Below are 10,336 nucleotides of genomic sequence, written 5' to 3'. Positions count from 1 at the left end.
TCGAGGCTCCGGCTCACGCCCTCGGCCATCAGCATGTTCTTCTGCAGCAGCAGCAACTGCGGCTGGACCGGCAGTTCGAAGGATTCGGTGAGGCGCAGGTGCTGCGCGGGCAGCCGCGCGAAGGAGATCTCGTTCAGCGGCCGCCCGGCGATCGGTTCGCAGACCGAGCGCAGGGCCTGGGCGAAGACGTCCAGGGCGTGGCGCTGCGGCAGATAGCCCGCCTCCATGTAGACCTCGGCGAGGCGGTGATAGTCGCCCTCCAGGGTGGCGATCAGCATGTCGGCGAGGTTGCGGCGGGTGCGCCAGTCCAGCCGCCCCATGATGCCGAAGTCCACCGCCAGGATGTTGCCGCTCTGGTCGACGAACATGTTGCCGGGGTGCTGGTCGCCGTGGAAGAAGCCGTCACGGAACACCTGGTTGAAGAAAATGCCCGCCGCCTTGCCCAGCACATCCTGCAGATCGTGCCCGGCGGCCAGCAGCGCTTCACGGTCGTCCATGGGAATGCCGCTGACCCGCGACATGGTGAGCACACGGCGCGAGGACCGCTGCCAGTCGACGGCCGGCACGATGTAGGTCGGATCGTCCTTGAAGTTCTCCGCCAGCTCAGAGGCGGCGGCGCCTTCCATGCGCAGATCCATTTCCAGGCGGACCGTGGTCTCGAAGACCTGAACGACGTCGAGGGGCTTGAAGCGCTGCAGCTTTGGCTGCGCCCTCAGCGTCCACTCTGCCAGCCAGTAGAGGAACTCCAGATCGCGGTCGAAGGCCTTTTCGATCCCCGGGCGCAGGATCTTGACGGCGACCGGTCGTTCGATGGTCACGGGGGGTGACGGATTGTCTCCCTCTTCCGCCTCCGGGGCCTGTTCGACGCGCAGGCTGGCCAGGTGGACCTGGGCGATGGAGGCGGCGGACAGCGGCGCCATATCGAAGCTGGCAAAGAGCGCTTCCGGCGGTTGATCGAATTCGTCTTCCAGGGTGCGGCGCACCAGTTCCGCCTCGAAGGGCGCCAGGCTGTCCTGCAGTTCGGCCAGGTCCTGCGCCACCTGCTCGCCCACCAGGTCGGCGCGGGTGGACAGCATCTGGCCGAGCTTGATGAAGCTGGGACCCATCTCCACCAGGGCACGGGCCAGTTTCTGGCCGGGCCGTCCCGTGGCGGCGCGGCGCGACAGGCGCCGGGCGATCCAGACCAGGCCGGGCGCGACGCCGATGTCTTCCAGCGGGGCCAGGGCATCGTGGCGCGCCAGGGTGCGCAGGATGCGCTGAAGGCGCAGCAGGGACCGGAGGGTGCGCAGCATCTTTGAGCCCGATCAGACCCGCCAGCCGGAGTGAATGGCGGCGATCCCGCCGGAGAGGTTGCGGTAGCGCACCTGGCTCAGCCCGGCCCGGGTCATCTTCGCCGCCAGTTCGTCCTGCGGCGGGAAGCGGCGGATCGATTCGGCAAGATAGACATAGGCCTCGCGGTCGCCGGCGATGGCCGCGCCCATGGCCGGCAGCACCTGAAAGGAGTAGCGGTCGTAAAGCGCGCTGAACAGCGGCTGGACGACGCGGCTGAACTCCAGGCAGAGGAAGCGCCCGCCGGGCTTGAGAACGCGCCGGGCCTCTTCCAGCGCCTGGTCGATGCGGGTCACGTTGCGCAGGCCGAAGGCGATGGTGTAGGCGGACACGGAGGAGTCCTGCAGGGGCAGGCGCTGCGCGTCGCCACAGATCCAGTCGATGCCGTCGAACACACCGCGGTCGAGGGCGCGGTCGCGGCCGATCTCCAGCATCTCCGGCGTCAGGTCGCAGACCAGGATGCGGCTGCGGCCGTCGGTTTTGTCCCCATGGCCGGCCAGCCGATCGCGCACCTTCAGGGCGATGTCGGCGGTGCCGCCGGCGGCGTCCAGCAGACGGATGCCGGGGCGCGGGTCCAGCCAGTCGACCATGGCGGCCTTCCACAGGCGATGAATGCCGCCGGACATCAGGTCGTTCATCAGGTCGTAGCGGCCGGCGACCGACTGGAAGATCCCCTTCACCAGGGGCGCCTTTTCCGCCTCGGCCACGTCGCGGAAGCCGAAGTGGGTGCGTGCGTCGCTGCCGGGCTCTTGTCCGTCCGTCCGGTCTGTCTGATTTCTGGCGCTCATCGCGCGGACCATAGCGCGGGCGACCGCTTCACGCTACTCTGCCCGCCGCCTCCGCCGCGAGGCGATTCGCCACAGTCCTCTTTTAGGATTCCGTCCGCCCGATGCCTGAACTGCCGGAAGTCGAAACCGTGGTGCGCGGACTGCGCCCGCGGCTGGAAGGGCATCGTCTGGCCCGGGTCGACCAGCACCGTCCCGATCTGCGCTTCCCGCTGCCGCCGAACTTCGCCGAGCGGCTGACCGGGCGGCGGATCGAGCGGATCTTCCGGCGGGCGAAATACATCCTCGCACGGCTCGACGACGGCCAGGTCCTGCTCTGCCACCTCGGTATGTCGGGGCGTATGACCATCCATGAGCCCGAGGGCGGCGGGCCACTTGCGCCCCTGGATCGTCACGACCATGTGGTCTTCACCAACGACCAGGGCACCGAGATACGCTTCAACGACGCGCGCCGCTTCGGGATCATGGACCTCTTCGCCGGCGAGGCGCTGGACGACCACCCCCTGCTGCGGGCCCTGGGCCCGGAACCCTTGGGCAACGCCTTCAACGGGCCGGCCCTGGCCGCCGCCCTGAAGGGCCGGCGCAGCCTCATCAAGGCAGCCCTGCTGGACCAGCGGGTGGTCGCCGGTCTCGGCAACATCTATGTCTGCGAGGCGCTGTTTCTCGCCGGGCTTTCGCCGCGCCGCCAGGCCTACACCGTGCAGGGTGCGCGCGCCGAACGCCTGGCCGCCGCCGTGCGCGCGGTGTTGCAGCGCGCCATCGAGGCGGGTGGCTCCTCCCTGCGGGACTATGTCCAGGCCGACGGCGAGCTCGGCTACTTCCAGCACCAATGGGCGGTCTATGGCCGCGAGGGCGAAGCCTGCCCCGGCTGCGACTGTGAACCGAGCCGCAGCGGCGGCATCGCGCGGATCGTGCAGTCCGGCCGGTCGACGTTCTTTTGTTCGCGCCGGCAACGCTAAGGCTATTGTGCGCGGCAGTGGCGATCAGTAAGAGAACCGCATGATGCGTTCCCGGCCTTTGCGCCCGCTTCTCCTCCTGCTTCTTTCGATGTGCATGGCCGCGGCTCTGCCGCTGGCCGCGCAGCAGACGTCGCGCTATCTCGCCGACGTCCCGGACTTGCCGCTGATGCCGGGGCTTCAGGAAATGCCGGACAGCGGCCTGGTGTTCGACAAGCCGGGCGGGCGCATCGTCGAAGCCTATGCCAGCGGCGCGCTGAACCGGCGCGAGGTGATGACCTTCTATGCCGAGACCCTGCCGCAACTGGGCTGGCGCAGTGAGCATGGCGGAAGTTTCCTGAGAGAGGGCGAGCGCCTGCAGCTGACGTTGACCGAGTCGGCCGGCGGCGTGACCGTGCAGTTTCGCCTCTTCCCCCAATGACGCGTTTTCCGCCGCGGCCTGCCGGCGGGTGATCAGAAAGGACGACGCCCGATGAGCTTTGAGAACATCATCCTGGAAAAACTGGACGGCGTTGGCGTCATCACCCTCAATCGGCCGCAGGCGCTGAACGCGCTCTGCGCCGCCTTGATCGACGAGCTGGCCGTCGCCATCGACGAGCTCGAAAGCGACGACGGCATCGGCTGCATTCTGATCACCGGATCGGAGAAGGCCTTCGCCGCCGGTGCCGACATCAAGGAGATGAAGGACAAGACCTTTCAGGAGGCCTTCGGCGAAGATTTCATCACGCAGGGTTGGGAGCGTCTGTCGCACACCCGCAAACCGGTGATCGCCGCGGTCGCCGGCTATGCGCTGGGCGGCGGCTGCGAGATCGCGATGATGTGCGACTTCATCCTGGCGGCGGACAGCGCGAAGTTCGGTCAGCCGGAGATCACCATCGGCACCATCCCCGGGTCCGGCGGCACCCAGCGGCTGACCCGCTTCGTCGGCAAGTCGAAAGCGATGGAGCTCTGTCTGACCGGGCGCATGATGGATGCTGAAGAGGCCGAACGTGCCGGCCTGGTCGCCCGCATCGTGCCGGCGGCCGAGCTGAAGGAGGAGGCGATGAATACGGCGCGCAAGATCGCCGGCCTGTCACGCCCGGCGGTGCTGATGGCCAAGGAGGCGGTGAACCGCGCCTACGAAAGCACCCTGGCCGAGGGGATCAAGTTCGAGCGCCGCCTGTTCCACGCGACCTTCGCCCTGGAGGACCAGAAAGAGGGCATGGCGGCCTTTGCCGAGAAGCGCAAGCCGGCCTGGAAAAACCGCTGATTTTCACCGGAAAACCGACCGAAAAATCGGTCGCTCAGGCGGCTTGACGCGGTCGGGGCGGGGGGCTATAACCCCGCCTTTCTCGCAGAACGAAGACGTAAACCAAAGCTATGGCACATCATAAGTCGGCCAAGAAGCGGATCCGCCGCAACGCCCGCCGGACGGACATCAACCGCCGGCGCGTCAGCCGCATCCGCACCTTCGTCAAGGCCGTGGAACTGGCGATCGCCAGCGGCGACAAGGATGCCGCGCAGAGCGCGCTGCGTGCGGCGCAGCCGGAACTGCAGCGCGGTGTTCGCGGCGGCGTGCTGCACAGGAACACCGTCGCGCGCAAGCTGTCGCGCCTCTCCGCGCGCGTCAAGGCGATCGGCTAAGACGACTCTCTTCGCGGCCTCATAAGGGAACGCGCGTTGCCGCGTCCGCCTCAACGGTGGGCGCGGTTTTTGGTGTGCGCCTGCACCTTCCAACGGCCTGGCCGTGGTTGCCGATTGGAAATCTCTCACCGTGGTGGAGAGCGGGTGCGATCGACTGCGATGCCGAAAGTTGCCTGCGCAAAGAGGCGCTTAGGGGCGCTCTGCGCAGGGCCTTCGGGGTGTTGCAGAAGCGCATTGACCGTAAAAAAAGTGTCGTTCTCCAATTGATCCGCTTGTCACCCGAAGTCTTTGCGCGTACATTAACTCTATCGCGCTTGGGGGTTCTGAGTAAGAAAAATTAGGAAAAAGCAAAGTATTTAGCCGCGCCTGACAAATAATTCCCCACATTCATTACTAAGGGGCCCGCGGGTGCGGCGTGGGTGTATGTCTCGCAAGAGCCGATTTGTTTTTTTCTGACCCGCCTGGCTCTTGGGGCCGCTTCCAAGCCGATACCTTGAACAACTAAAAGCGAACGAGGTTTCTAACCACGTCATGGAAGATGCTTGTGCTCTGGTATCGAATTACCTCTCCGCAGAGCAGGGTGCAGAAACCGGATCGCAAGGGAACACGCTGTTTGGGGGGAACTCGTAAATGGGGTCTGGTGACGGTGAGGCAACTGTCATTGAACAATGGGCGCGCGTTCGCGGGCGGCTGCGTGCAGAGGTAGGAGAGGCGGCCTACCGGTCCTGGTTGACACCGCTGACATTGGCCGGTGCACGAAACGGTAAGCTTCGTCTGGCCGTACCGACGCGGTTCATGCGCGATTGGGTTGCCAGCAACTACGCGGCACGACTCAACGTCCTCTGGACCGAAGAGGACCCGTCGATTGCCGGAATCGAAATCGTCGTGCAGCCGCCGGCCCGCCCGTCGCCGAAACCGAGTGCGGGTGCCGCACTGCTCGGCGGTTCCGTGGAGGAGAGTAGAGCGACGAAGGCGGCCAACGGTGCGGCGGCAAGCACGATGAAAAAACCGGCAGCGTCCGAAGACTCCGAAAGCGGAGCGATCCCGCGGGAGAGCATCTCCGCATCCTTGGACCCGCGTCTGACCTTTGAGAACTTCGTTGTCGGCAAACCCAACGAACTCGCCTACGCGGCCGCCCGGCGCGTCGCAGAGGCGCCGACCGCGCCGTTCAATCCGTTGTTCCTTTACGGCGGTGTCGGCCTCGGCAAGACGCACCTAATGCACGCCATCGGACTGCACATCAAGAAGCAGAGTCCCGACCGCCGGATCATCTATCTCTCCGCCGAGAAGTTCATGTACCAGTTCGTGCGCGCGCTGCGCACCAAGGACACCATGGCCTTCAAGGAGCAGTTCCGCTCGGTCGACGTTCTGATGATCGACGACGTGCAGTTCATCGGCGGGCGCGAGGCGACGCAGGAAGAGTTCTTCCACACCTTCAACGCGCTGGTGGACCAGAACCGCCAGGTCATCATCTCCGCCGACAAGAGTCCCAGCGATCTCGAAGGCGTCGAGGAGCGGATGCGCTCGCGGCTCGGCTGGGGGCTGGTCGCCGACATCCATCCGACCACCTACGAACTGCGTCTCGGCATTCTGCAGGCCAAGGCCGAGCAGTGCACCGCGGACATACCGGAGAAGGTGCTGGAGTTCCTCGCCCACAAGATCACCTCCAACGTCCGCGAGCTGGAAGGCGCGCTGAACCGCATCGTCGCTCACGGCACCCTGGTGGGGCGGCCGATCACCTTGGAGACCACCCAGGAGGTGCTGCACGACCTGCTGCGCGCCAACGACCGGCGGGTCACCATCGAGGAGATCCAGAAGCGGGTCTCGGCCCACTTCAACGTGCGGGTCGCCGACATGCATTCGGCGCGCCGGGCTCGGGCGGTGGCCCGACCGCGGCAGGTCGCCATGTACCTCTCCAAGCAGCTCACCTCCCGCTCGCTGCCGGAGATCGGCCGCAAGTTCGGCGGGCGCGACCACACCACGGTGATGCACGCGGTGCGCAAGGTGGAGGAGCTGAAAGCGACCGATTCGGGCTTCGCCGAGGACGTCGAGCTGCTGCGCCGCATGCTGGAGGCCTGAGGCGCCGGGCTGGGGCGCCCTCCCCGGCGCTGCCGGGGGTGGAAAAGCCAGCCAAAAGAGTCGCTTAGCCTGCCCTTTGGCCGGGCCCGGTGGACGGGCCGGCCGAGGCCGCTAAACCGCGCTTAAAGCTTACGTTTTCCGCCTTCCGTGCTATACTTCGCAACCGCGTTGCGGGGATGCTCCCGGGCACCCTCCTGGGCACCCTCGCAGGCGGTGCTGATGGGCCCGATCGGTCCCTGCCGTAACCTGGCGCGCGGCGGGACGACGGGCTTCGCGAGTCCCTCTCCCTGGGCTCCACATCGAAGGTTGCCGAGCACCAAAGAGAAGCACCGAAACCATGATCACCACCAACGCCGGAAGGCCTAGCATCGCATCATGAAGCTGACCATTGAGCGCGCCGCGCTGCTGAAATCCCTGACGCACGTGCAAAGCGTTGTCGAGCGCCGCAATACCATTCCGATCCTCTCCAACGTGCTGATTGAGGCAGAGGGCTCCTCGCTCTCCCTGACCGCGACCGACATGGACCTGACGGTGGTCGACCGCTTGGCCGCGGAGATCGGCCAGGGCGGCGCGACCACGGCCCCGGCCCACACGCTTTACGACATCGTGCGCAAGCTGCCCGAGGGATCACAGGTCTCGATTGAGGCCGGCGGCGACGACTCGCGGCTGACGCTGCAGGCCGGGCGCTCGGTCTTCACCCTGGCGACCCTGCCACGGGAAGACTTTCCTGCCGGCACCGGCGACGACCTGCCGCAGAGTTTCACCCTGCAGGCCGGCGAACTGAAGACCCTGATCGACCGCACGCGCTTTGCCATCTCCACCGAAGAGACGCGCTACTACCTGAACGGCATCTACTTCCATGCCGCCAACAGCAACGAGCTGTCGGTGCTGCGCGCAGTTGCCACCGACGGCCACCGTCTGGCCCGGGTCGAGATGCCGCTGCCCGATGCCGCCAAGGACATGCCGGGGGTGATCGTGCCGCGCAAGACCGTGGGCGAGCTGCGGCGCCTGGTGGAGGGCCTGGACGATCCGGTAGAGATCGCGCTTTCGGAAACCAAGATCCGCTTCGCCTTCGGCTCGACGATCCTAACGTCGAAGTTGATCGACGGCACCTTCCCCGACTACGAGCGGGTGATCCCGGCCGGCAACGACAAGGTGCTGGAGGTCGATTGCAAGACCTTCGCCGAGGCGGTGGACCGCGTCTCCACGATTTCCACGGAGAAGAGCCGCGCGGTGAAACTGGCGGTCGACAAGGGGGCGCTGACCCTCTCCGCCAACAGCCCGGAGAACGGCACGGCGGTGGAGGAACTGGAGATCGACTACCAGGGCTCGGGCATCGAGATCGGATTCAATTCCCGTTACCTCCTGGATATCGCACAGCAAATCGAAGGCGATGCGGCCCAGTTCACCATGGCCGATTCCTCCTCGCCCACCATCGTGCGGGAGGTCGCCGACCCCAGTGCGCTCTACGTCCTTATGCCGATGAGAGTGTGATGGCGTTCGGCCGCCACCGTTTCCGCAATTGCTGGGGCCTGGCCGGCCCTTGCTGACCTCTGCCGCCCTTGGCGACGCGGAGCCCGCAGCCTTGTCGCCCCAGCATGCCGAGGCGGGAGTCTGGCTGCAGCGCCTGCTGCTCCACCGCTTTCGCAGCTACGAACAGGCTGAGATCGAGACGACGGCGGCCCCTGTGGTGCTGACCGGCGCCAACGGGGCCGGCAAGACCAATCTGCTGGAGGCGATCTCGTTCCTTTCGCCTGGGCGCGGTCTGCGCGCCGCCAAGCTGAGCGAGGTCGACCGGGTCGCGCCGGAGACCGGACCGGGCGCGTCGCCGGAGCGCGGGCCCTGGGCCGTCGCGGCGCGGGTGATAACGCCCGCGGGGCTGCGCGAACTGGGCAGCGGCCGCGATCCGGGCAACGGCGGTGCCACGACCCGGGAACGGCGCTTGGTGAAGGTCGACGGCGCGCCAGCGCGGGGTCAGCAGGCTTTGGCGGAGGTTCTCTCCCTGGTCTGGCTGACGCCGCAGATGGACGGGCTGTTCCGTGAGGGCGCCGGCGCGCGCCGCCGCTTCCTGGACCGCCTGGTCTACGGTTTCGACCCCGAACATTCCGCCCGCAGCAATGCCTATGAACATGCCCTCAGGGAGCGGGCGCGGCTGCTGAAGACCGGCCAGGGCGACGGCGCCTGGTTCGAGGCCCTGGAAGACAGCATGGCGCGCCACGGTGTCGCCATCGCGGTCGCCCGGCTGGAGATGGTGGAGCGGCTGCAGCGGGCCTGCGAGGCGGCTGAGGGGCCCTTCCCCAAGGTCGGCCTGGCGCTGGAAGGGTCCGTGGAGGGCTGGCTCGGCGAAGGCCATCCCGCGCTCACGGTGGAGGATCGCCTGCGCGCCCGCCTCGCGGAGAGCCGGCGCCTGGATGCCGAGGCCGGCGGGGCCGCGGTGGGGCTCCACCGCAGCGACCTGGCGGCCCGCCACGCCGCCAAGGGGGTCGCGGCGGCGCTCTGCTCCACCGGCGAACAGAAAGCCATGCTGATCGCCATCTTGCTGGCCCATGCGCGCCTGCTGACCCTGGAACGCGGCACAGCACCCCTGCTGCTGCTGGACGAGGTGGCGGCGCACCTCGATGGCGCGCGCCGCGCCGCGCTCTATGGGGAGATCCTGGCGATGCGCGCCCAGGCCTGGCTCACCGGCACCGACGTGGCCGACTTCGCGGGCCTCGAGGGCCGGGCGCAGTTTTTCACCATCCAGGACGGCGGCATTGCGCCGCGCCAGGCCGGCGCGCCATGACGAAGACAGTGCCGCCACGGCCGGCTAGCGGCCATCCGATGTGGATTTTCTCAGTGAAGTTCAGAGTTCTATGAGCACAAGCGACGATCTTACGACCGGCAACGGTCCGGCTGGCAGCGGGCTGCCGGCGGACGAGACGGACTACGGCGCCGAATCGATCAAGGTGCTGCGCGGCCTGGAGGCCGTACGCAAGCGCCCGGGCATGTACATCGGCGACACCGACGACGGCTCCGGCCTGCACCACATGGTCTACGAGGTGGTGGACAACGCCATCGACGAGGCCCTGGCTGGGTATTGCGATACCGTATCGGTGATCCTGAACGGCGACGGCTCGGTCACTGTCTCCGACAACGGGCGCGGCATCCCGGTGGACATCCATGCCGAAGAAGGCGTCTCCGCCGCCGAGGTCATCATGACCCAGCTCCACGCCGGCGGGAAGTTCGACCAGAACTCCTACAAGGTGTCCGGCGGCCTCCACGGGGTCGGCGTTTCGGTGGTCAATGCCCTCAGCGAGTGGCTGGACCTCACCATCCGCCGCGGTGGGCGCGAGCATGCCATGCGGTTCGTTCATGGCGAAGCCGAGGCATCGCTGGCCGAACGCGGCGATGCGGAGGGGCGTACGGGTACGGAGATCACTTTCCTGCCGTCACCGCAGATCTTCTCCATGACGGACTTCGATGCCGCGACCCTGGAGCATCGCCTGCGGGAACTGGCCTTCCTCAACTCGGGCGTACGTCTGACCCTCACGGACAACCGTTCGGCGGAGCCCAAGGAGATCGAGA

The 10,336-nt window shown here is 67.0% G+C and carries 10 protein-coding genes; 8 read left to right on the top strand and 2 right to left on the bottom strand.

The features are described 5' to 3' along the window. Together Q0996_RS19625 and Q0996_RS19620 are read right to left on the bottom strand one after the other, a co-directional pair. Positions 1-1,292: AarF/UbiB family protein (locus tag Q0996_RS19625; RefSeq protein ID WP_299623739.1), on the bottom strand; the 1,292-nt coding region annotated here is incomplete at its 3' end. Positions 1,293-1,304: 12 nt separating this feature from the next. Next, the gene (locus Q0996_RS19620) at positions 1,305-2,117 is read right to left on the bottom strand and encodes a class I SAM-dependent methyltransferase (protein WP_299623736.1); all 813 of its coding nucleotides are present in this window, start codon (positions 2,115-2,117) and stop codon (positions 1,305-1,307) included. A 101-nt stretch (positions 2,118-2,218) separates the two neighbouring features. Between Q0996_RS19620 and mutM the strand changes: the two genes are divergently transcribed. The 8 genes from mutM to Q0996_RS19580 all read left to right on the top strand — a co-directional run. Then, positions 2,219-3,073: a bifunctional DNA-formamidopyrimidine glycosylase/DNA-(apurinic or apyrimidinic site) lyase gene (mutM, locus tag Q0996_RS19615; protein WP_299623734.1), complete on the top strand. Its 855-nt coding sequence runs from the start codon at positions 2,219-2,221 to the stop codon at positions 3,071-3,073. A gap of 40 nt (positions 3,074-3,113) precedes the next feature. Beyond that, on the top strand, positions 3,114-3,491 hold the full coding sequence (locus tag Q0996_RS19610; protein ID WP_299623731.1) for a hypothetical protein: 378 nt from the start codon (positions 3,114-3,116) through the stop codon (positions 3,489-3,491). Between the two features lie 51 nt (positions 3,492-3,542). Then, on the top strand, positions 3,543-4,319 hold the full coding sequence (locus tag Q0996_RS19605) for an enoyl-CoA hydratase (protein WP_299623728.1): 777 nt from the start codon (positions 3,543-3,545) through the stop codon (positions 4,317-4,319). A gap of 110 nt (positions 4,320-4,429) precedes the next feature. Further along, entirely contained in the window at positions 4,430-4,693 is a 264-nt protein-coding gene (gene rpsT / locus Q0996_RS19600) for a 30S ribosomal protein S20 (RefSeq protein WP_299623725.1), read from the top strand. A 630-nt stretch (positions 4,694-5,323) separates the two neighbouring features. Further along, positions 5,324-6,772, top strand: a complete 1,449-nt coding sequence (dnaA, locus tag Q0996_RS19595) for a chromosomal replication initiator protein DnaA (protein ID WP_299623722.1) — start codon at positions 5,324-5,326, stop codon at positions 6,770-6,772. A gap of 375 nt (positions 6,773-7,147) precedes the next feature. Beyond that, entirely contained in the window at positions 7,148-8,266 is a 1,119-nt protein-coding gene (gene dnaN, locus Q0996_RS19590; protein ID WP_299623720.1) for a DNA polymerase III subunit beta, read from the top strand. A 49-nt stretch (positions 8,267-8,315) separates the two neighbouring features. Then, entirely contained in the window at positions 8,316-9,554 is a 1,239-nt protein-coding gene (recF, locus tag Q0996_RS19585) for a DNA replication/repair protein RecF (protein WP_299623717.1), read from the top strand. A gap of 70 nt (positions 9,555-9,624) precedes the next feature. Then, positions 9,625-10,336 (top strand): ATP-binding protein (locus tag Q0996_RS19580; protein ID WP_299623714.1); only part of this gene is annotated, 712 nt, incomplete at its 3' end.

Source organism: Pelagibius sp. (assembly GCF_028289705.1).
Taxonomy (GTDB): domain Bacteria; phylum Pseudomonadota; class Alphaproteobacteria; order Kiloniellales; family Kiloniellaceae; genus Pelagibius.
This window is presented reverse-complemented; position numbering and strand designations above follow the sequence as displayed.

Coding starts and splice junctions, on each gene's coding strand:
- Q0996_RS19620 (WP_299623736.1), bottom strand. CDS start 2,117: ATGAGCGCCAGAAATCAGACAGACCGGACGGACGGACAAGAGCCCGGC.
- mutM (WP_299623734.1), top strand. CDS start 2,219: ATGCCTGAACTGCCGGAAGTCGAAACCGTGGTGCGCGGACTGCGCCCG.
- Q0996_RS19610 (WP_299623731.1), top strand. CDS start 3,114: ATGATGCGTTCCCGGCCTTTGCGCCCGCTTCTCCTCCTGCTTCTTTCG.
- Q0996_RS19605 (WP_299623728.1), top strand. CDS start 3,543: ATGAGCTTTGAGAACATCATCCTGGAAAAACTGGACGGCGTTGGCGTC.
- rpsT (WP_299623725.1), top strand. CDS start 4,430: ATGGCACATCATAAGTCGGCCAAGAAGCGGATCCGCCGCAACGCCCGC.
- dnaA (WP_299623722.1), top strand. CDS start 5,324: ATGGGGTCTGGTGACGGTGAGGCAACTGTCATTGAACAATGGGCGCGC.
- dnaN (WP_299623720.1), top strand. CDS start 7,148: ATGAAGCTGACCATTGAGCGCGCCGCGCTGCTGAAATCCCTGACGCAC.